Genomic DNA, 20,902 nt, shown 5'->3' with positions numbered 1-20,902 from the left:
GTGTCCAAGGGACATCTATCGCATGTGCGGCACCGTCGTGCACGCGGTCGTCTTTCCCGTATCCACCGCCAGGATCCTGCGCGCGCGGCTGGCGGCCGCGCTGCAGGATGCCCAGGCCGTCTGCATCGACGCGCTCGCCGCGGACGACGCCGGGCGGACCGCACCAGACCGTCGCAAACTCGCCACCGCGATCAACGAACTGCACGAGCTGCTGCTGCACGCGCGTTACGAGGGGACGTATCTGCGGGGACAGCTCGAAGCGATCCAGTGGACGTTGGCGCTGGTCGAGCGGATCATGCCGCTGTCGTTGGCAGTCGATGATCGCCTGAGCGAACTCGCCCGGCTGGATCCGCTGCAAGAGGGCATCGAGCCGTTCCTGAGGGAGACGCAGTCGTGGTTCGCTGCCGCCGCCGAGGAGCCGCGGCAGCAAATGGCGCAGATGCAGCGCCTGCAGCAGCACTGCGACGCATTGCGCCCGGCGATCGCCCCGGGGCTGACCTGGCGCGATGCGCTGACCTGCAACCTGCTCGACCGCGTCCGCGAACTGATCGCCCTGAAGGGAGCGATCCTGCGACTGCGCGATCGAGTCGAAGGAGCCCGCGGACCCGCCCACCCCACCGCCGAGCGGTCGGCCGCCCTGGTGGGGAGGCGCCGGTGGCGGCCGATGGAACGCGACTGGCGCGGTGCGGCCGGCGCCAGCCTGGCCGTCATGGCAACGGTGTTTGTCGGCAATGCGGCGTGGATCGCCTCCGGTTGGCTTACCGGCTACAGCGCCGTGATGATGGCCGGCGTGTATTTCTCGATCTATTCGGCCACACCCGATCCTTCGCAGATGCTGAAGAACAAGTTTGTCGGCGTGGTCCTGCGCCTGCTGCTGGGGATGGTCTACGTCGTGCTGATCCTGCCTGCAATCAGCGACTTCGGCGCCCTGGTGCTGGCGATGGCGCCTGCGCTGCTGCTCAGCGGCCTGATGATGGGGACACCGCGCTTCAGCGCGATGGGCTTCAATTTTGTCGTGGGCGTGTTCAGTCCGAACATCATCGACCGCAGCTTCCACGCCGATTTTCAGCTCTATCTCAACGCCGGCATCGCCACCCTGATCGGTATCTACTACGCCATGCTGATGGTGAGCCTGACGCGCTTCCTGTGGGTGGACGGCATGGTGCGGCGGACGCTGGCGGCCGGACGCCGCGACATCGCCTCGTTGCGCCACCTCTCGCCCGCGGCACAGCCGCTATGGCGCAGTCGAATGGCCCATCGCATCGGGCTGCTCACGCTGCGCATGGCGAGCTCGCCCACGGGCGGGCCACCGGAGGATGCGCTGCGCGACATGATGACGGGCGGCGCGCTGGCCCAGTTGCATGCCGTCAGCCAGACGGCTCCCGCGGCGCAGCAAAAGGCCTTGCAGGCGCTGGTCCACCGGATCGCCGAACACTACCGCGCGCTACAGCGCGCACCGCAGTTGCGCGCCCCGCCGGCCCTGCACGAGCAGATCGATCATTGTCTCACTCTTGTCCTGGCCACCGCGGAGATCGACCCCGGAGCGCTGTCCGCGCTGACCAGCCTGCGCCGCAACCTGTTCCCCGAAGATCACTCGGCACCGGCAGGCATGGGCGGTCCGGACCCGGCGCATCCCCGCGCCGGGCTTGCATGAACCCTCCTGATTTCCCACATCACACATCCCATCCGTCAAGGCCAACCCGTCAAAATGGTTCCGCCGGGCCGACTTGGTCGGCTGGTGAGAAATGCGGGTTAGCCCGACAAGATATTGACGAGGGTCAATGTGGCCGGGTCCTGTGCCGTTTTCAATGAACCGGTTTCCAAAGCAGAGGAAGCGGAGCATGAAAGCACTCGTCTATGAGGGGCCCGGGCGCAAATCCTTGCAGGAGCGCCCCAAGCCCGGCCTGACGGCGCCGACCGACGCCGTCGTCAGGGTCACCAAGACCACCATCTGCGGCACCGATCTGCACATCCTCAAGGGGGACGTGCCGACCTGCGAGCCCGGGCGCATCCTCGGGCACGAGGGCGTGGGCGTGGTGGAGGAGGTCGGCGCGGCGGTCACCGCCTTCAAGCCCGGCGACCCCGTGCTGATCTCCTGCATCACCGCCTGCGCGAAGTGCGACTACTGCCGGCGCGGCATGTATTCGCACTGCACCAGCGGCGGCTGGATCCTGGGCAACCGCATCGACGGCACCCAGGCCGAGTACGTGAGAATTCCGCACGCGGATACGAGCTTGTATCCGCTGCCACCGGACTGCGAGGAGGAAGCGCTGGTGATGCTCAGCGACATCCTGCCGACCGGTTTCGAGTGCGGCGTGCTCAACGGCAAGGTGGCGCCCGGCGGCACGGTGGCGATCGTCGGCGCCGGCCCGGTGGGCCTCGCGGCGCTGCTCACCGCGCAGTTCTACGCGCCGGCCCGGCTGATCATGATCGATCTGGACGACAACCGCCTGGAGGTGGCACGCCGCTTCGGCGCCACCGACACCATCAACAGCAGCGCCGGCAACGCGGCGGCGGCCGCCCAGGTTCAGCAGCTTACCGCAGGCATGGGCGTGGACACGGCGATCGAAGCGGTGGGGGTGCCCGCCACCTTCGAGCTGTGCGAGGACATCGTCGCGCCCGGCGGCATCATCGCCAACGTCGGCGTGCACGGCGCCAAGGTGGACCTGCACCTGGAGCGGCTGTGGGCGCAGAACATCACCATCACCACCCGGCTGGTGGATACCGTCACCACCGGCATGCTGCTCAAGGTGGTGCAATCGCGCAAGATCGATCCCAAGCTGCTGATCACCCATCGCTATGCCCTGGATGAGATCGATGCGGCCTACGAGACCTTCGCCCAGGCGGCACGCAACAAGGCGCTCAAGGTGATCATCAGCAACTGACCTCCTGACCCGACGGGCCGGGCCGGTTCGGTCGGCTTGGCCCTTGCCGAATTGGTCGGGGCGGCCGGATTCGAACCGACGACCCTCTGCCCCCCAGGCAGATGCGCTACCAGGCTGCGCTACGCCCCGACGATCGAACAAGTCGACAAGTCTAGCAGCTTGCCGGCAGCGGCCGGAAGCCTCGGGACGTACCGATCAACCCGGTCGGCGCAGCAGACCGAGGATTTCCTCCAGTTCCATGCGCACCTGGCGCACGATCTGGTGCGACATGCTCGCCTCCATCCGCGCCTGCGGGCCTTCCAGCCGGGCGCGGGCACCGGTGATGGTGAAACCCTCGTCGTACAGCAGCGAGCGGATCTGGCGGATCATCAACACGTCGTGGCGCTGGTAGTAGCGGCGGTTGCCGCGGCGCTTGACCGGGTTGAGCGCGGGAAATTCCTGCTCCCAGTAGCGCAGCACGTGCGGCTTCACCCCGCACAGCTCGCTCACCTCACCGATGGTGAAGTAGCGCTTGGCCGGGATGGCTGGAAGTTCGGTGTTATTCCCTTGGTCCAGCATAGCTCTCGACCCGCACCTTGAGTTTCTGACCCGGACGGAACGTCACCACCCGGCGGGCGGAGATCGGAATCTCCTCGCCCGTTTTCGGGTTGCGTCCCGGACGCTGGTTCTTCATGCGCAGGTCGAAATTGCCGAAACCGGACAATTTGACCTGCTCCCCCCTTTCCAACGCTTCGCGGACCACCTCGAAGTAGGCGTCCACGAACTCCTTCGCTTCACGCTTGTTGAGGCCCACCTCGAGGAACAGGCGCTCGGCCATCTCCGCCTTGGTCAGCGCCATCTCAACCTCGCAATCTTGCCTTGCATGCCTTCTCCAGCGCAGTGACCGCCTCGCGTACGCAACGGTCCGCGTCGTCGTCGGTAAGCGTGCGTGAAGCGTCCTGCAAAATCAAGCCCATAGCGAGGCTTTTTCGGCCTGCTTCGACCCCCTTGCCGCTGTAGCGGTCGAACAGTTTGAGCTGGGCGAGCACGCCACCGAGCGTGTCACGGACCACCTGCTCGATCTGTGACCAGCTCACCGCCTCGGGCAGGTCCAGCGCGAGATCGCGGCGGACCGAAGGGAAGCGCGGCACCGGCCGCGCGCGCGGCAGGCGTCGGGCCAGCAGGGGATCCAGCGCCACTTCCAGCACGTGCACGTCCGGCCCCAGGTCCAGTGCCTTGGCCAGCTGCGGGTGGAGCGCGCCGAGGTAGCCGACGGTGACGCCATCGCGCGCCACGCGCGCGCCACGACCCGGGTGCAGCCAGGCCGGCAACGCGTCGGCATGCACCGACCAGCGCAGCGGCTCGCCGCCCCAGGCGATGATGGCGTCCAGCTCGCCCTTGAGGTCGAAGAAGTCCAGCGCACGCGCGCGCTCGCCCCACTGTTCGGCCTTGGCGCTGCCGCAGGCGGCGATCGCCAGGCTCGGCGTCTCGGCCGGCGGGTCGCCGGCGGCAAACACCCGCGCCAGCTCGAACAGGCGCACCCGCTCCTGCTGGCGCGCGCGGTTGTGGCGCAGCGATTCGACCAGCCCCGGCAGCAGCGACGGCCGCATCACCGCCAGGTCCGCCGACAGCGGATTGGCCAGCGGCACCAGCCGGTCGGCGTAGCCCCAGCGTGCCAGCAGCTCGGCCGATACGAAGGACAGGTTCACCGCCTCGTAATGGCCGCGTGCCGCCAACTGCTCGCGCAGGGCGAGTTCGCCGATGCGCGCTTCCGGCTCGGCCGCCAGCGCCAGCGCGCCGGCCGGCGCGTGGGTGGGGATGTTGTCGTAGCCGAAGATGCGCGCGACCTCCTCGATGAGGTCCTCCTCGCGCTCGATGTCGAAGCGGCTGCTCGGCGCGGTGACGGTCCAGCCGTCGGCGGTGGCCGCCACCTGCATGCCCAGCGCGGTGAAGATGCGTGCCACGGTGGCGTCGTCCACCGTAACGCCGAGCACGCGCCGCAGCCGCTCGCGACGCAATGCGACCGGCGTCGGTGGCGGGAGGTCTTCCGGCCGTTCGGCCACCAGCACCGGACCGGCCTGCCCGCCGACGATCGTCAGCAGCAGTTCGGTGGCGCGCTCCAGCGCGCGCCGCGGCAGCACCGGATCGACGCCGCGCTCGAAGCGGTGCGAGGCGTCGGTATGCAGACCGAGCCTGCGCGCCTTGCCCATGATCGCGGCCGGTGCGAAGTGCGCCGACTCCAGGAACACGTTGGCGGTGGCGTCGGTGACGCGCGAGTCATACCCGCCCATCACGCCGGCCACGGCCAGCGCCTTGGTCTCGTCGGCGATCACCACGAAGGACGAATCGAGCGCGGCTTCGCTGCCATCCAGCAGTTTCAGCGCTTCGCCGGCCGTGGCGTGGCGCACCACGATGTCGCCCTCGAGCGCGTCGTTGTCGAACGCGTGCATCGGCTGGCCCAGCTCGAGCATCACGTAGTTGGTCACATCGACCACCGCGCTGATCGGTCGCAGGCCGGCGCGGCGCAGCCGCTCGGCCATCCACAGCGGCGTGCGCGCGGCGGCGTCGATGCCCTCGATGACGCGCCCGAGGTAGCGCGGCGCATCCTTGCCGGCTTCCAGCCGGATGTCGCGACGGGCGTCGCTGCTCACCGGGGCGGCAGCCTGCGCCGGCACCTTCACGTGGCTGCCGAACAGCGCGGCCACGTCATGCGCCAGGCCAACCAGGCCCAGGCAGTCCGGACGGTTCGGGGTGAGCTTGAGCTCGATGCTGGCATCGGGCAGGCCGAGGCAGGCCGCCAGCGGCTGGCCCACCGGCGCGTCGAGCGGCAGTTCCAGCAGGCCGGAGGCATCGGCGTCGACGCCGAGCTCCTTGGCCGAGCACAGCATGCCGAACGATTCCACGCCGCGCAGCCTGGCGGCCTTGATCGCGATGCCGCCGGGCAAGGACGCACCGACCATGGCCAGCGGCACCTTGATGCCGACCCGCGCGTTCGGCGCGCCGCAGACGATCTGCAGCGGCTGGCCCTGCCCGGCGTCGACGCGGCACACCTGCAGCCGATCGGCTTGCGGATGCCTCTCGGCGGCGACGATCTCGGCCACCACCACGCCGTCCAGGCCTTCGCCCAGCGCGGTCAGTTCCTCCACCTCCAGCCCCGCCATGGTCAACGCATGAGCCAGTTGGGCGCGGTCGGCGCGGATCTCGACCAGTTCGCGCAGCCAGTTCTCGGAGAATTTCATGGGTTGACGTCCGGGATTCGAAATTCGGGATGGGGGATTCGTAAAGGCGGGAAGCCGAGGCTCTTGCAAATCCCCCATCCCGTCTCCCAAATCCCGTTCATGCAAACTGCTTGAGAAACCGCAGGTCGTTCTCGAAGAACGCACGCAGGTCGGATACGCCGTAACGCAGCATCGCGAAGCGCTCCACGCCCAGGCCGAAGGCGAAGCCGGTGTAGCGCTCCGGGTCGATGCCGCAGTTGGCCAGCACGTTCGGATGCACCATGCCGCAGCCGAGCACTTCCAGCCAGCGGCCCTGGCCGTCCTCGCCGCCCTTGTCAGGATCGGCCCAGCGGATGTCCACCTCGGCCGAGGGTTCGGTGAAGGGGAAATAGCTGGGGCGGAAGCGCATCTCGAAGTCGCGCTCGAAGAACGCGCGCACGAACTCGGCCAGGGTGCCCTTGAGGTCGGCGAAGCTGGAGGTCTCGTCGACCAGCAGGCCCTCGATCTGGTGGAACATCGGTGAGTGGGTCTGGTCCGAGTCGCTGCGGTAGACCTTGCCCGGCGCGATGATGCGGATCGGCGGCTGCCGCCCCTGCATCGAACGCACCTGCACCGGCGAGGTGTGCGTGCGCAGCAGGCGCCCGTCGCCGAAGTAGAAGGTGTCGTGCATGGCGCGCGCCGGATGGTGCGGCGGGAAGTTCAGCGCCTCGAAGTTGTGCCAGTCGTCCTCGATCTCCGGACCGTCGGCGCGCTGGTAGCCCAGCCGCGCGAAGATCGCCGCGATGCGTTCCAGCGCGCGGGTGATCGGGTGGATGCCACCGCGCTCGCCATCGCGGCCGGGCAGGCTGATGTCGATGGTCTCGGAGCCGAGACGCCGGTCCAGTTCGGCCTGCTCCAGCGCGGCCTTGCGCATGGCCAGCGCGTCGGCGAGCCGCTCCTTGACCCGGTTGACCTCGGCGCCGCGCGCCTTGCGCTCGTCCGGTGCCAGCGCGCCCAGCGATTTCAGCGCGGCGGTGACGATGCCGCTCTTACCGAGCAGGCCCACGCGCAGGGTGTCGAGCGCGTCGAGCGAGGCGGCGGCGGCGATATCCGCCAGGGCCTGGTTTGCGCGATTGTCCAGATCGTCCATCGGTGTGTTTCCGGCCTTATCTTCAGGTTCAGCGAACTGCCACATCATCGCTGTCGTCATTCCCGCGAAAGCGGGAATCCATGGTGACCTTGGGCCATCCGGGTAAATGGATTCCCGCTTTCGCGGGAATGACGGCCATGGAGCGTCACGAGGCACCCGAGTCGACGTCATTAAACAAAAACGGGGAGGAGGCGTTGGCCTCCTCCCCGCTTGCTTTACATCATATCGTCGGCGCCGCGGCGCCCGACAATCAAGCAGCCAGACTGGCCTTTGCTTTTTCCGCGATCGCGCCGAACGCCTTGATGTCGTGCACGGCGATGTCCGCCAGCACCTTGCGGTCGACCGTGATGCCGGCCTTGGCCAGGCCATTGATCAGGCGGCTGTAGGACAGGCCGAACTGACGGGCGGCGGCGTTGATGCGCACGATCCACAGCGCGCGGAACTGGCGCTTGCGCTGCTTGCGTCCGATGTAGGCGTACTGGCCGGCCTTGATGACGGCCTGGTTGGCGACGCGGAAGACCTTGCGGCGGGCGTTGTAGTAACCCTTGGCGCGGCCGATGATTTTCTTGTGACGACGACGGGCGGTGACGCCACGCTTTACACGAGCCATGGTAGGTCTCCTGCCTTAGAGGTACGGCAACATGCGCGCCACACCCTTGGTGTCGCACGCCTTGACGTGGTTGGTGGCACGGAGACCGCGCTTACGCTTGGTCGACTTCTTGGTCAGGATGTGCGACTTGAACGCGTGGCCTGCCTTGAACTTGCCGGATGCGGTCTTGCGAAAACGCTTCGCCGCCGCCCGGTTGGTCTTGATCTTGGGCATGGGAATGCTCCATGAGTGGGTCCTGCGACCCGGTTTCTGACTGATTCGGCGGCGCCCTCGCGGACACGCTTTCCGTCCTGCCGACATCGGTTCACGACCCGTCCGTGTGGGTCGAACCGACAATGATACGGGTTTGCCAACCCCGATACCAGTAGGAGCGCACCCTGTGCGCGAATGCTTCTGGTCTTGATGTCGATCAGGAGCAAAAGCATTCGCGCACAGGGTGCGCTCCTACGGGAAGCGGCCGGCGCCCTGGGCGCCGACGTGCTTATTTCTTCCTGGGGCCGATCATCATGACCATCTGTCGGCCTTCCAGGCGGGGATAGGACTCGACCTGGCCGTTTTCGCCCACGTCTTCCTGGATCTTCCTGGCCAGGTTCTGGCCCAGATCCTGATGCGACATCTCGCGGCCGCGGAAGCGGATGGTGACCTTGACCTTGTCGCCTTCTTCCAGAAACGCAAGCATCTTGCGCAACTTGATCTGGTAGTCGCCCACATCCGTGACCGGGCGGAATTTCACTTCCTTGATCTCGACCTGCTTCTGCTTCTTCTTGGCGGCAGAGGCTTTTTTCTGGGCCTCGAACTTGAACTTGCCGTAATCCATGATGCGGCATACCGGCGGGTCGCCATTGGGCTGGATCTCGACCAGATCCATGCCCGCCTCCTGCGCCAGAGCCAGGGCCTCGTCACGGGTAAGAATGCCAAGCTGTTCGGAATCCACGCCGATCACCCGAACTCGCGGGACGCGAATCTCCAGGTTGCGGCGATTACCCTTGCTGTCGGTGGTTGCGATACCGCTATCCTCCAGAAAAATTGATTGATCGGGACGGGCGCGCTCTCAGAGCCGCGCCTCGGCCTGCAGACGTTCGACGAAACCACCCAGCGGCATGCTGCCGAGGTCTTCGCCTGAACGGGTACGCACGGAAACAGCGCCGGCCTCCTTCTCGCGATCTCCGACGACAAGCAGGTACGGCACTTTCTGCAGCGTATGCTCGCGGATTTTATAGCCGACTTTCTCATTGCGCAAATCGGCCTCGACCCGGAAACCTTTGTCGACAAGGGTTTGCGTCACTTCGCGGACATAATCGGCCTGCGCGTCGGTGATCGAGAACACCACCGCCTGCACCGGCGCCAGCCAGGGCGGCAGCAGGCCGGCGTGGTGCTCGATCAGGATGCCGATGAAGCGCTCCATCGAGCCGACGATGGCCCGGTGCAGCATCACCGGATGCCGTTTCTGCGAGTGTTCGTCCACGTATTCGGCGCCGAGGCGCTCGGGCATCATGAAGTCGACCTGCATGGTGCCGACCTGCCAGGCGCGGCCGATCGAGTCCTTCATGTGGTACTCGATCTTGGGGCCGTAGAAGGCACCCTCGCCCGGCAGTTCCTCCCACTGCACGCCGGCCGCCGACAGCGCGGCACGCAGCGCGGCCTCGGCGCGATCCCACACCGCGTCGGTGCCGATGCGCTTGTCCGGCCGCAGCGCGATCTTCAGCGCGATGTCCTGGAAGCCGAAGTCCGCGTAGACCTGCATCGCCTGCTGGTGGAAGGCGGTGACTTCCGACTCGATCTGCCCGGCCGTGCAGAAGATGTGGCCATCGTCCTGGGTGAATGCGCGCACGCGCATGATCCCGTGCAGCGCGCCGGACGGCTCGTTGCGATGGCAGCCGCCGAATTCGCCGTAGCGGATCGGCAGCTCGCGGTAGCTGTGCAGCGTGGTGTTGAAGATCTGCACATGACCGGGGCAGTTCATCGGCTTGAGCGCGTAGGTGTGCTTCTCCGACTCGGTGAAGAACATGTTCTCGGCGTAGTTGTCCCAATGGCCGGACTTCTTCCACAGCGACACGTCCAGCACCTGCGGGCAGCGCACCTCCTGGTAGCCGCTCTTGCGGTACACGCCGCGCATGTACTGCTCCACCTGCTGCCAGATCGCCCAGCCCCTGGGGTGCCAGAACACCATGCCGGGGCCCTCTTCCTGCTGGTGGAACAGGTCCAGCGCCTTGCCGATCCGGCGATGGTCGCGCTTCTCGGCTTCCTCCAGCTGGTGCAGGTAGGCCTTCAGATCCTTGTCGTTGAGCCAGGCGGTGCCGTAGATGCGGCTGAGCATCCGGTTGTTCGAATCGCCGCGCCAGTAGGCACCGGCCACCTTCATCAGCTTGAACGCGCGCAGCTTGCCGGTGTTGGGCACGTGCGGGCCGCGGCACAGGTCGGTGAACTCGCCCTGCGAGTACAGCGACAGTTCCTCGTTCGACGGGATCGACTCGATGATCTGCGCCTTGTACTCCTCGCCCAGGCCGCGGAAGAACGCGATCGCCTCGTCGCGCGACTTCACGCTGCGGGTCACCGCCAGCTGCTCGTCGACGATCCTGTGCATCTCCGCCTCGATCTTCGGCAGGTCCTCCGGGGTGAAGGGCCGCTCGTAGGCGAAGTCGTAGTAGAAGCCATTCTCGATCACCGGGCCGATCGTCACCTGCGCCCCGGGAAACAGGCGCTGCACGGCCTGGCCCATCAGGTGCGCGGTGGAGTGGCGCAGGATCTCCAGCGCCTCGGGGCTCTTGTCGGTGACGATCTGCAATCTGGCGTCGCGGTCGATGGTGAAGCTGGCATCCACCAGCCTGTCGTCGACCTTGCCGGCCAGGGTGGCCTTGGCCAGACCGGCGCCGATGGAGGCGGCCACGTCCTGCACGGTCACAGGGTGCTCGAACGGCCGCTTGCTGCCGTCGGGAAGGGTGATCTCGATCATGTCGGTAAACCAGTGACAATAAAAAAGGGCGCCGCGCGCCCTTTTCGTCGAACGGCCACGGTGGCGCGGAAGATCATCGGGAAGTCTGGATAGTCTCCATGTCGCACGCTCGACCCGCAGCCGCCTGCCGGCCACCTTGTCGCTGATGATATCGCCGCAAAACTAGCCGCCGCCCGGCGCGATGTCAACGCCGGTGGCCGGGAAACGCGGCATCGGGACCCACCGCGACCGCACCCCGGTCCGCACGGTCCCGCTCGTCAGAAATAGAAGCCGAAGTTGATGTTGAAGCGGTGCTCGACCCCACCGTCGCCCGCCATGCTGCCGCCGATGAACGGCTGGTTGCGACCGATCACATAGTCGAAATACGTGTAAAGGTCGCCTGCGGACACGCCCACACCGAGCACGTTCATGAAGGTGCTCGGCAGCATGCCGGACTTGTGGGTGACCAGTGAGTAGTCGTTGTAGAAATCCAGACTGTGGACCGGTCCCCACTGCACCGGCTGGTGGTATTTCACGTTGAACGTGTAGGAGTCCGCGCGCGCGGCGATGGTGTCGTAGAAGTGATAGGCGCCGACCGCCAGCCGGGTGGCGCCACTCCCGGTGCGATAGTCGTAGTGCGATGCCTGGGCCTGCACGTTCCACTGCAGGTAGTCGGCATTCAGGTGCAGGGCGTAGGCGTCGTAATGGCCGATCCGCGCGGACGCCCCTTCGAGTCCGCCATGCAGTGCCGAGCCCCCCAGTTCCAGCGACAGGTCGTCATCGGGATGGAAGGTGTAGGCCACGCGCGCGGCGGCGGTATCGGCGCTGCCCGCGGGCTGCTGCGGCGTGTCGTAGATGCCTTCGCCGGGTGCGCGCACGCCGAGCACGTTGTAGGAATAGCTGTCGGTGCGATTGCCGACGTAGCCGTCGACGCCGCCCATCGCGTCGTTCTTGAAGAAGGCCAGCTGCACGTTCCAGGGGCTGCCGGAGAACACGTACTCGACGCCCGCGTGGTAGGTGTCCTCCAGCCCCAGGTAGTAGTTGGAGCTGAAGAAGTAGTTGTGCGAGTTGTAGGGCTGGTTGCCGAACGGGATACGGGTGATGCCCGCCTGCACCTGCGAATGCCTGCCGAAGTCGTAGCCCAGCCAGGCGTACTTGATCGCGCTCATGTACTGGAACCAGCGCCACTCGGCCTGCAACTCGATATGGTCGACCTTGCCACGCATGTTGAGCCGGAAGATGTCGAAATCGGTGTCGCCGATACGGCGACGATTGCCGTGGTTGTAGTCCTCGTACGAGTACTGGAAGCGCATGGCACCACCGATGTGGATGCCGTCGTCGGATGCGGCAGCGGTCTTGGCCAGCTTGTCGAGCCTGGCCGCCTGCACCTGCTGGCTCTTCGTCGCCTGCGTCCGTTCGGTGGCCGCCCGGGCCTGCGCCTGCCTGAGCTGGAGCAGTTCCTTCTGCAACGCGTCGATGCGCGTCTGCATCTGCGCGATCTTCCGGTCCACCGCCGACGACGGCGAGGCGGATTCATCGGTGCCGGCCCGGGCCTGGAGTGGCAGCCACAGGCCGGCGCACAGCGTCGCGAGGATCGCTGTCCTGATTGGATGGATGGTCATGATCGTCCCCTGGTTGGGAAGGAAGTCCGCGCCGGCAGGCGCGTGGTCCGGCGCGCCGGCATGCGGGCGCCACGGGGCGGTGCCCCGCGGTGTCGCCTTCGGCCGCGGCCGAAGGCGCGGCGGCCCGGGCCGCGCCGGGCCCGGGCGAGGGCGCGCTCAGTGACTCCAGCCGGCCACCACGTCACCGTGCTGCCGGAACCACTGCTTCGCCACGTCGTAGGGCCTGGCGCCGGGCTCGCGGCCGGCGTCCATCACCTGCTGCATCTGTTCCGGCGTCCAGTGGAAGCCGTCCAGCAGGGCGTAGGCATCGGGCGAATCGCGCCTGAGCCCTTGCCTGACCAGCGTGTCGATGTTCTCGGCGTTGCCGTAGATGCCCTTAGGATCGGCCAGATACTTGAGCTTGAAGCGGGCCCACATCCAGTGCGGGGTCCAGCCGGTGACCACGATCCACTGATGGTTGTCGATGGCGCTCTTCAGCGCCGCGGTCATGGTCGCGCCGCTGCCGTTCATCAGTTTGAGCGGCAGCTTGTACTGCTCGATGACCTTTTGGGTGAGACCCATCTCGCCCGCGCCCGGATCGATGCCGACGATGCGGTCCTGGAACTGGTCGGCATGATCCGCCAGTTCGGGGATCGAATCGATGGTGACGTAATCCGGGACCACCAGACCGAGCCTGGTGCCCACCAGGTTCGGGCCAAGGTTGTCCAGCTTGTCCCGGGTGCGGGCGTAGTAATTCGCCTGCGTGCTCGGCAGCCAGGCGCAGACCGTGGCGTCGGCGTCGCCGTCGGCCACCGCCGCGTACATCGCCGCGGCGCTCACCGAGACGGTCTGCACGTCGTAGCCCTTCTGCTCCAGTGCGGCGCGCGCCACGTTGGTCGCCGCCACGCAGCTGGCCCACTCCACGTAGGCGAGCTTGATCTCCTTCGTGCCGATGCCTGAGGCGGCCGGCGCCGAGGCGGACGACGCCGGCGCGCTGGCGCCCGACGACGGGGAGCCGGACGGCGAGCAGCCGGCGACGGCGATGGCGAGGGCCAGCGCGGGGACCGGCGCGAACCGGCCGAAACGGGGTTTCATCTTCATGGCATGTCTCCTTTGACTACTTTCCGGCAGACGCCTGCGAACGACGCCCGATGTTTTGGGTGATGCGGTCCAGGATCATCGCGAGGATGACGATGGCGATGCCCGACTCGAAGCCCTTGCCCGGCTCCAGCCGCTGGATCGCCTTCCACACCTCGCCGCCCAGCCCGCCGGCGCCGATCATGGCGGCGATCACCACCATCGACAGCGCCAGCATGATGGTCTGGTTGATGCCGGCCATGATCGTGGGCACGGCCATCGGCAACTGCACCTTGAACAGCTTCTGGCGCGGCGAGGAACCGAAGGCGTCGGCGGCCTCGACCAGTTCCCCGGGTACCTGCCTGATGCCCAGTGCGGTGAGCCGGATCGCCGGCGGCATCGAGAAGATCACCGTGGCGACGCTGGCCGACACCGCGCCGAGCCCGAAGAATGGAATGGCCGGGATCAGGTAGACGAACGCCGGCATCGTCTGCATGAAATCGAGCACCGGCATCACCACCCGCGACGTTCGCCGGCTGAGCGCGGCAGCGATGCCCAGCGGCAGGCCGATGACCACGGCGATCAGCGTGGACATCAGCACCAGCGTGATGGTCTCGATGGTCGGCGACCACAGCCGCAGGTTCCACAGGAACAGCAGCCCGACGGCCGACAGGATGGCCACCCGGCGCCCGGCCATGCGCCATGCCAGCGCCGCCACCGCGAGTATCAGCAACCACGGCGGCAGCCACTCCAGCCCGGCGACCACGCCGTCGATCGCCGCCGCAGTGGCGTGGCTCAGCGCCTTGGTGATGAAGGAGAAATGGCTGGTCAGCCAGTCCAGCGCCACGTCGATGATGTGGGCCAGCGGAAACTTGGGAATCTCGGGAACCAGGATGCTCATGCGCTGGCACTCCCCTGTTCGGCGCCCTGGGGCAGTGCCGGCTCCCGGCCGCTCTCGGCCAGCGCCGCGAGCAGCCGTGAACGGGTCACCACGCCCAGCAGCTTGTTCTGTGCATCGACCACCGGCGTGATGTAGCGCCACCCGGCCATCACGTTGATGATGCTCATCAGCGGCTCGTCGGGGGACACCGACGGCGCCTCCTCGATCAGCCCCTCGATCGACGCGGCGCCTGCCTTCACCGCCTCGGACACCCGCTCCAGGCTGATCGCGCCGAGCAGGGTGTAGTCGCGCCGCACCACCAGGATGCTGGCGAAGTTCTCCTCGGTCATCTTGTGCAGCACGGTACGCGGTCCGTCCTGCGGAAACGCCACCACGCGGGCTCGCGACAGCACCGAGCGCGCAGTCAGCACCCGCGACATGTCCACGTTCTCGACGAAACGCTCGACGTAGGCGTTGGCCGGATTGCCGAGGATCTCCTCCGGCGTGCCGATCTGCACCACCCGGCCATCCTTCATCAGCACGATGCGGTCACCGATCTGCAGGGCCTCGTCCAGATCGTGGGTGATGAAGACGATGGTCTTCTTCATGCGCTCCTGCAGGGAAACCATTTCGTGCTGCATGTCGCGACGGATCAGCGGGTCGAGCGCACTGAAGGCCTCGTCCATCAACAGGATGTCGGGATCGACCGCCAGCGCCCGCGCCAGGCCCACGCGCTGCTGCATGCCGCCGCTGAGCTGGACCGGGAAGTTGTCGCCCCAGCCCTTCAGTCCGACCAGTTCCAGCGCCTCCTCCGCGCGACGGCGACGCTCGGCCGGCTCCACGCCCTGGATCTCCAGGCCGTAGGCCGCGTTGTCCGCCACCGTGCGATGCGGGAACAACGCGAAATGCTGAAACACCATGCTGATCCTGTGCTGGCGGAAAGCCAGCAATTGCGCGCGGTCGTAGCGGGTGATGTCCTCGCCATCGACGAAGATGCGCCCGCGGGTCGGTTCGTTGAGCCGGTTGAGGCAGCGGATCAGCGTCGACTTGCCGCTGCCGCTCAGGCCCATCACCACCAGCAATTCTCCCTCGTGCACATCGAAGGACACGTCGGCGATGCCGACCGCGTGACCGGTCTTCTTGCGCACGTCCGCGTTGCTGGCGCCCTGCTCGATCATCGTCAGCGCCTGCTCCGGGCGCGGTCCGAAAATCTTGGTGAGCCTGTCGACTTTGATCTTGATCATGGATGCGTCGCTCCCGCTCCGTTGAAGGCGGTGACCCCGCATGGCAACGGGATCCGGACGCAAGGCAGACAGACTGAACGGGCCGGGCGCTCATGCGAGCGGGCCTTGCGTCGAAGATGTGGATATCCTTTTTACCTTAGTCGCTCAAGCGCGATGGCTCAACCCGCGGGAGTCGTCAGACGTGTCGCCGCACGTCGCATCGCACCGACCGTCCGCGCCAGGGAACGCGATGGATGCGTCGACGGTGGTACCGCGGCAACGGTTAAACTGCGCGGCGTCCAGCAGCGGATTTCCCCATGCGCATCCTCGTCACCGGTTCGGCCGGCTTCGTTGGCGCCGCACTCGTCGAACGCCTGCTCGCGCGCGGCGACGAGGTCTGTGGCATCGACAATCACAACGACTACTACGACCCGGCCTTGAAGGAGGCTCGACTGGCTCGCTTCGCCGGGCACGCGCGGTACCGGCACGTGCGCGCGGACATCGCCGACCGCGACACGCTGCAGCGCGCCTTCGACGCATTCGCGCCCACACGGGTGGCCAACCTCGCCGCCCAGGCCGGCGTGCGCTATTCGCTGGAGAATCCGCAGGCCTACATCCAGAGCAACCTGGTCGGCTTCGGCCACATCCTGGAAGCCTGCCGGCATGCTGGCGTGGAGCATCTGGTGTACGCCTCGTCCAGCTCGGTGTACGGCGCCAACCGCAAGCTGCCGTTCGCGGTGGAGGACGCGGTGGACCACCCGGTGAGCCTGTACGCGGCAACCAAGAAGGCCAACGAGCTGATGGCGCACACCTACAGTCACCTGTACGGCCTGCCGACCACCGGGCTGCGCTTCTTCACCGTGTACGGGCCATGGGGCCGACCGGACATGTCGCCGATGCTGTTCGCCGAGCGGATCAGCCGCGGCGAGCCGATCGACGTGTTCAATTTCGGCAACCACAGCCGCGATTTCACCTACATCGACGACATCGTCGAGGGCGTGATCCGCACGCTGGATCACCCGGCGCAGCCCGATCCGGCCTACGACCCGATGCAGCCCAACCCGGGCACATCGAATGCGCCCTACCGCGTGTACAACATCGGCAGCGACCGGCCGGTGCAGCTGCTGCGCTTCATCGAGCTGATGGAGCAGGCGCTGGGCCGCACCGTGGAAAAGCGCCTGCTGCCGATGCAGCCGGGCGACGTGCCCGACACCTGGGCGGACGTCTCGGCGCTGCGGCGCGATGTCGGTTATGCGCCCGGCACCTCCATCGAAGACGGCGTGGCACGGTTCGCCGCGTGGTACCGCGACTATGCCTCCCGCTGACCACCGGCAGGAGCGCACCCTGTGCGCTGTGCGCGAATGCTCTTCGGCAAATACCCGACGCAGAGCATTCGTAGGAGCGCACCCTGTGCGCGAACGCCCTTTGGCAAATACCCGACGAAGAGCATTCGTAGGAGCGCACCCTGTGCGCGAACGCCCTTTGGCAAATACCCGACGAAGAGCATTCGCGCACAGGGTGCGCTCCTACCCGGCCATGGCTAGCAGCCTGTCGGGCTTTGCTGGTCGAGGCGAGAATTCGGCTGTGCGAGGACAGATTTTCGCCGCTTCGCCGGCCCATAGTGGTTCCATGGGTCAAGAAGCGGCGGAAATAGGGACCGCACAGACGGATTCGCCGCCCGGCCGAGCAAAGTCCGACAGGCTGCTAGAACGGCTTGGCGATCACCAGGAAGATCACGCCGAGCAGCAGCAGCACGGGCAGCTCGTTGAGCCAGCGCAGCGCCCTGGATGACGGCAGCGGCAGCCCCTTCTCGCTGCGCTTGAGCGCGCGTCCGGCCCAGATGTAGTACGCCAGCAGCAGCGCGACCAGCGTGAGCTTGGCGTCGATCCAGTGCATCGATCCCGCCACGTTGGGCAGCGCCTGCGCAAACACGTGCCAGCCCTGCCAGAGCACCAGCCCCAGCACGAACGCAATGCCGAACATGTTGTGGCCGAACTTGTACAGCCGGCGCCCCATCAGGTGCAGGCGCGCGCGCACCGCGGCGTCCTCACCGGCCTCGGCCAGGTTGACCAGGATGCGCGGCAGGTAGAACACCGTCGCCATCCAAGCGATGGCGAACAGCAGGTGCAGGGACTTGATCCACAGGTAGGTCATTTCGACAGCTCCGCAGGCCCGGCAGCGGGCGTGGAAACAAAAACGGCGCCACCCCGAGGGCGGCGCCGTTGTGCTGAATCGTGTTGCCTTGGCTGGCTTCGGACCCGAAGGGTCGACCCGTCGCCGGTGTCTTGGTGGGCGGTACAAGGATCGAACTTGTGACCCCTACCATGTCAAGGTAGTGCTCTACCGCTGAGCTAACCGCCCAAGAGCCGCGAAGTATAGCCAAATGCCGGAAATCGGCGCAACACGCCACGACGCCGCAACCGCTTCTGGGAGCGTGGGCCGTAGAAGCCATTCGGGCTGCAAAGCTCTTCGCCGCGAACGTTTCTACAGCCCACGCTCCTAGCGCAAGGCCTGCTCGCGCAGCTTGCCGATGCGGTCGCGCACCTGTGCGGCCTCCTCGAACTCCAGATTCTGGGCGTGCCTGTACATCTGCGACTCGAGCTTCCTGATCGCCGCGGACAGCTGTTGCGGATTGAGCGATTCGTAGCCGGCCTCCGGTTCGGCCACGGCCTTCTCGCGCTCGCGTCCGGCGCCGCGCTTGCCGCGCCCCTTGCCGGCGTGCGCCTCGCTGCGCGCTCCCTCCATGATGTCGGCGATGCGCCGCACCACGGTCTGCGGGGTGATGCCCTGCGAGGCGTTCCAGGCGATCTGCTTTTCGCGGCGGCGCGCCGTCTCGTCGATCGCCGCCTGCATCGAGCGGGTGACTTCGTCGGCATACAGGATCGCGCGGCCGCGCACATTGCGCGCGGCGCGGCCGATGGTCTGGATCAGCGAGCCGGTGGAGCGCAGGAAGCCCTCCTTGTCGGCATCCAGCACGGCCACCAGCGAGACCTCGGGCATGTCCAGGCCCTCGCGCAGCAGGTTGATGCCCACCAGCACGTCGAACTCGCCCAGGCGCAGGTCGCGGATGATCTCGCTGCGCTCCACCGTCTCGATGTCCGAGTGCAGGTAGCGCACCTTGATGTCGTGCTCGGCCAGGTATTCGGTGAGGTTCTCGGCCATCCGCTTGGTCAGCGTGGTGACCAGGGTGCGGTCGCCCAGCGCGATCTGCTTGCGCACCTCGCCGAGCAGGTCGTCGACCTGGGGGCGCACGGGGCGCACCTCCACTTCCGGATCGACCAGGCCGGTCGGGCGCACCACCAGCTCCACCACCGCGTCGCCGGACTTCTGCAGCTCGTAGGCGCGCGGCGTGGCCGATACATAGATCGCCCGCGGTACGCGCTGCTCCCATTCCTCGAAGCGCAGCGGGCGGTTGTCCATCGCCGACGGCAGGCGGAAGCCGAACTCCACCAGCGTCTCTTTGCGCGAGCGGTCGCCCTTGTACATGGCGCCGAGCTGCGGAATGGTGACATGCGACTCGTCGATCACCAGCAGGCCGTCGGCCGGCAGATAGTCGAACAGCGTCGGCGGCGGCTCGCCGGGCAGCCGGCGGGTGAGATGCCGCGAGTAGTTCTCGATGCCCTGGCAGTAGCCGACCTCGGCCATCATCTCGATGTCGAAGCGGGTGCGCTGGTCCAGCCGCTGCGCCTCGAGCAGCTTGTTGGCGGCGTATAGCTGGTCCAGCCGCTCCTTCAGCTCCACCTTGATCGTCTCGATCGCGTTCAGCACGCTCTCGCGGGTGGAGGCGTAGTGGGTGCGCGGGTAGACCGTGTAGCGCGGCACCTTGCGGATGACCTCGCCGGTGAGCGGATCGAACAAGGCGAGGTTCTCCACCTCGCCGTCGAACAGCTCGATGCGCAGCGCCTCGGTTTCCGATTCGGCCGGGAACACATCGATGATCTCGCCGCGCACGCGGTAGGTGCCGCGGCGCAGCTCCATCTCGTTGCGGGTGTACTGCAGCTCGGTGAGCTGGCGGATCAGCTGGCGCTGCTCGATACACTCGCCGCGGGCGAGGATCAGCCGCAGCGAGAGGTAGTCCTCCGGATTGCCCAGGCCGTAGATCGCCGACACGGTGGCCACGATGATCGAGTCCCGGCGCGACAGCAGCGCCTTGGTCGCCGCCAGCCGCATCTGCTCGATGTGCTCGTTGATCGAGGCGTCCTTCTCGATGAAGGTGTCCGAGGCGACCACGTAGGCCTCGGGCTGGTAGTAGTCGTAGTAGCTGACGAAGTACTCCACCGCGTTGTGCGGGAAGAACTCCCTGAACTCGCCGTACAGCTGCGCCGCCAGCGTCTTGTTCGGCGCCATCACGATGGTCGGCCGCTGCACGCGCTGGATCACGTTGGCGATGGTGTAGGTCTTGCCCGAGCCGGTCACGCCCAGCAGGGTCTGCGCGGCCAGGCCGGCCTCGAAGCCCTCGCTCAGGCGCTCGATCGCCTGCGGCTGATCGCCGGACGGCTGGTAGGGAGAGACAAGTTCGAATCGTTCGGTCATGGCCTGACAGCATGCGGGCGCCGACCCGCATTTTAAATCGCCCCTGCTGACACCGCCTGTCAGCAGTATCCGACGCCGGAAGGCCGCCTCGGGTGGCAGTCGGCGCGTTCCGCCCGACCTAGCATGATTACTGGCCCCGCAGGAGCGCAGGCATGCACGACCGGAACGGACACCACGACCGCACCCGCCGGGCGGGCTTCACCCTCATCGAACAGATCATGGCAGTGGCGATCCTGGCCGTGCTGGTCAGCATTGCCGCGCCCTCGCTGGGCAGCCTGGTTTCGCGCAACCGCCTGCAGACCGCGCAGATGGACTACATCGCCGGCCTGCAACATGCCCGCGCTACGGCCATCACCCACGGCTTGCCGGTAGTGTTCTGTCCCAGCCGCGATGGCCAGCATTGCGAGGCCACCCCCGTATGGGAGAACGGCTGGCTGCTCGGCGAGGACCGCAATGGAGACAACCAGCCCGATCACCGCGCACTGTTCACCGGACCTGCCGTCGCATCGCCGCTGCATGTGCGCAGCAGCGCTGGCCGATACCGCGTGCGCTTTCATCCGGACGGGAGTGCCGCGGGAACCAATCTCACACTCACGCTGTGCCTTGCCGGCAAGCCGGAGCAAAGCCTGAGCGTGGTTGTGTCCAACGCCGGCCGGATCCGCGGCGACACGCCCTCGGCAGCCCAGTCCACGGCCTGCGCCAGGGACGACTGAGAGGGTGTCGACAAAATAATCAGCTTGCGAGTCTGGTAGCAAGGATACGCGCCTCGACCAGCCAAACCCAAGCCACCGGTGCCCATGACGAACGGTCGTGGTGCGCCATCAGGCGGCGGGCG

General features: G+C 66.9%; 18 protein-coding genes and 2 tRNA genes. 4 read left to right on the top strand and 16 right to left on the bottom strand.

What is annotated here, in order from left to right:
• The first annotated feature begins 22 nt into the window (after nucleotides 1–22).
• The gene (locus ACO2Q2_RS02890) at nucleotides 23–1,654 is read left to right on the top strand and encodes an FUSC family protein (protein ID WP_423254258.1); all 1,632 of its coding nucleotides are present in this window, start codon (nucleotides 23–25) and stop codon (nucleotides 1,652–1,654) included.
• Between the two features lie 187 nt (nucleotides 1,655–1,841).
• The gene (locus ACO2Q2_RS02885; protein WP_423254257.1) at nucleotides 1,842–2,885 is read left to right on the top strand and encodes a zinc-dependent alcohol dehydrogenase family protein; all 1,044 of its coding nucleotides are present in this window, start codon (nucleotides 1,842–1,844) and stop codon (nucleotides 2,883–2,885) included.
• 52 nt (nucleotides 2,886–2,937) lie between these two features.
• Here ACO2Q2_RS02885 and ACO2Q2_RS02880 read toward each other — a convergent pair.
• The 13 genes from ACO2Q2_RS02880 to ACO2Q2_RS02820 all read right to left on the bottom strand — a co-directional run bounded on the left by ACO2Q2_RS02880 (nucleotide 2,938) and on the right by ACO2Q2_RS02820 (nucleotide 15,555).
• Nucleotides 2,938–3,014 (bottom strand) — tRNA-Pro (locus ACO2Q2_RS02880).
• A 66-nt stretch (nucleotides 3,015–3,080) separates the two neighbouring features.
• Nucleotides 3,081–3,443, bottom strand: a complete 363-nt coding sequence (locus ACO2Q2_RS02875; RefSeq protein WP_423254256.1) for a MerR family transcriptional regulator — start codon at nucleotides 3,441–3,443, stop codon at nucleotides 3,081–3,083.
• Complete coding sequence (gene ihfA, locus ACO2Q2_RS02870) at nucleotides 3,424–3,723, bottom strand: integration host factor subunit alpha (RefSeq protein WP_423254255.1); 300 nt, start codon at nucleotides 3,721–3,723, stop codon at nucleotides 3,424–3,426. Before ihfA ends, ACO2Q2_RS02875 begins: the two co-directional genes overlap by 20 nt.
• A 1-nt stretch (nucleotide 3,724) precedes the next feature.
• Complete coding sequence (gene pheT / locus ACO2Q2_RS02865) at nucleotides 3,725–6,103, bottom strand: phenylalanine--tRNA ligase subunit beta (protein ID WP_423254254.1); 2,379 nt, start codon at nucleotides 6,101–6,103, stop codon at nucleotides 3,725–3,727.
• A gap of 97 nt (nucleotides 6,104–6,200) precedes the next feature.
• Nucleotides 6,201–7,211: a phenylalanine--tRNA ligase subunit alpha gene (pheS, locus tag ACO2Q2_RS02860; RefSeq protein WP_423254253.1), complete on the bottom strand. Its 1,011-nt coding sequence runs from the start codon at nucleotides 7,209–7,211 to the stop codon at nucleotides 6,201–6,203.
• A gap of 250 nt (nucleotides 7,212–7,461) precedes the next feature.
• On the bottom strand, nucleotides 7,462–7,821 hold the full coding sequence (rplT, locus tag ACO2Q2_RS02855) for a 50S ribosomal protein L20 (protein WP_017463630.1): 360 nt from the start codon (nucleotides 7,819–7,821) through the stop codon (nucleotides 7,462–7,464).
• A gap of 15 nt (nucleotides 7,822–7,836) precedes the next feature.
• The gene (gene rpmI, locus ACO2Q2_RS02850) at nucleotides 7,837–8,034 is read right to left on the bottom strand and encodes a 50S ribosomal protein L35 (RefSeq protein ID WP_038615747.1); all 198 of its coding nucleotides are present in this window, start codon (nucleotides 8,032–8,034) and stop codon (nucleotides 7,837–7,839) included.
• 268 nt (nucleotides 8,035–8,302) lie between these two features.
• Entirely contained in the window at nucleotides 8,303–8,842 is a 540-nt protein-coding gene (gene infC, locus ACO2Q2_RS02845) for a translation initiation factor IF-3 (protein ID WP_423254463.1), read from the bottom strand.
• A gap of 30 nt (nucleotides 8,843–8,872) precedes the next feature.
• Nucleotides 8,873–10,774, bottom strand: coding sequence for a threonine--tRNA ligase (gene thrS / locus ACO2Q2_RS02840; RefSeq protein ID WP_423254252.1), 1,902 nt, complete (start codon nucleotides 10,772–10,774; stop codon nucleotides 8,873–8,875).
• A 257-nt stretch (nucleotides 10,775–11,031) separates the two neighbouring features.
• Nucleotides 11,032–12,375: a carbohydrate porin gene (locus ACO2Q2_RS02835; protein ID WP_423254251.1), complete on the bottom strand. Its 1,344-nt coding sequence runs from the start codon at nucleotides 12,373–12,375 to the stop codon at nucleotides 11,032–11,034.
• Between the two features lie 156 nt (nucleotides 12,376–12,531).
• Complete coding sequence (locus ACO2Q2_RS02830) at nucleotides 12,532–13,455, bottom strand: glycine betaine ABC transporter substrate-binding protein (RefSeq protein ID WP_423254250.1); 924 nt, start codon at nucleotides 13,453–13,455, stop codon at nucleotides 12,532–12,534.
• A 16-nt stretch (nucleotides 13,456–13,471) separates the two neighbouring features.
• On the bottom strand, nucleotides 13,472–14,332 hold the full coding sequence (locus tag ACO2Q2_RS02825) for an ABC transporter permease (RefSeq protein WP_423254249.1): 861 nt from the start codon (nucleotides 14,330–14,332) through the stop codon (nucleotides 13,472–13,474).
• Nucleotides 14,329–15,555, bottom strand: a complete 1,227-nt coding sequence (locus ACO2Q2_RS02820; protein WP_423254248.1) for a quaternary amine ABC transporter ATP-binding protein — start codon at nucleotides 15,553–15,555, stop codon at nucleotides 14,329–14,331. The genes ACO2Q2_RS02825 and ACO2Q2_RS02820 overlap by 4 nt, the downstream gene beginning before the upstream one ends.
• Before the next feature lie 296 nt (nucleotides 15,556–15,851).
• Here ACO2Q2_RS02820 and ACO2Q2_RS02815 point away from each other — a divergent pair, with 296 nt between their 5' ends.
• A complete protein-coding gene (locus ACO2Q2_RS02815; protein WP_423254247.1) occupies nucleotides 15,852–16,859 on the top strand; it encodes an NAD-dependent epimerase in 1,008 nt (335 codons plus the stop codon).
• 379 nt (nucleotides 16,860–17,238) lie between these two features.
• Here ACO2Q2_RS02815 and ACO2Q2_RS02810 read toward each other — a convergent pair whose 3' ends face one another.
• The 3 genes from ACO2Q2_RS02810 to uvrB all read right to left on the bottom strand — a co-directional run bounded on the left by ACO2Q2_RS02810 (nucleotide 17,239) and on the right by uvrB (nucleotide 20,067).
• Complete coding sequence (locus tag ACO2Q2_RS02810; protein ID WP_423254246.1) at nucleotides 17,239–17,688, bottom strand: CopD family protein; 450 nt, start codon at nucleotides 17,686–17,688, stop codon at nucleotides 17,239–17,241.
• Between the two features lie 132 nt (nucleotides 17,689–17,820).
• Nucleotides 17,821–17,895 (bottom strand) — tRNA-Val (locus ACO2Q2_RS02805).
• Between the two features lie 138 nt (nucleotides 17,896–18,033).
• The gene (uvrB, locus tag ACO2Q2_RS02800; RefSeq protein WP_423254245.1) at nucleotides 18,034–20,067 is read right to left on the bottom strand and encodes an excinuclease ABC subunit UvrB; all 2,034 of its coding nucleotides are present in this window, start codon (nucleotides 20,065–20,067) and stop codon (nucleotides 18,034–18,036) included.
• 152 nt (nucleotides 20,068–20,219) lie between these two features.
• Between uvrB and ACO2Q2_RS02795 the strand changes: the two genes are divergently transcribed.
• Entirely contained in the window at nucleotides 20,220–20,780 is a 561-nt protein-coding gene (locus ACO2Q2_RS02795; protein ID WP_423254244.1) for a GspH/FimT family pseudopilin, read from the top strand.
• Nucleotides 20,781–20,902: the final 122 nt, after the last annotated feature.

Source organism: Dyella sp. KRB-257 (assembly GCF_049445995.1).
GTDB lineage: Bacteria > Pseudomonadota > Gammaproteobacteria > Xanthomonadales > Rhodanobacteraceae > Dyella_A.
Note: the sequence above shows the minus strand (reverse complement) of the source record. Positions and strands in the feature narration are given on the sequence as shown.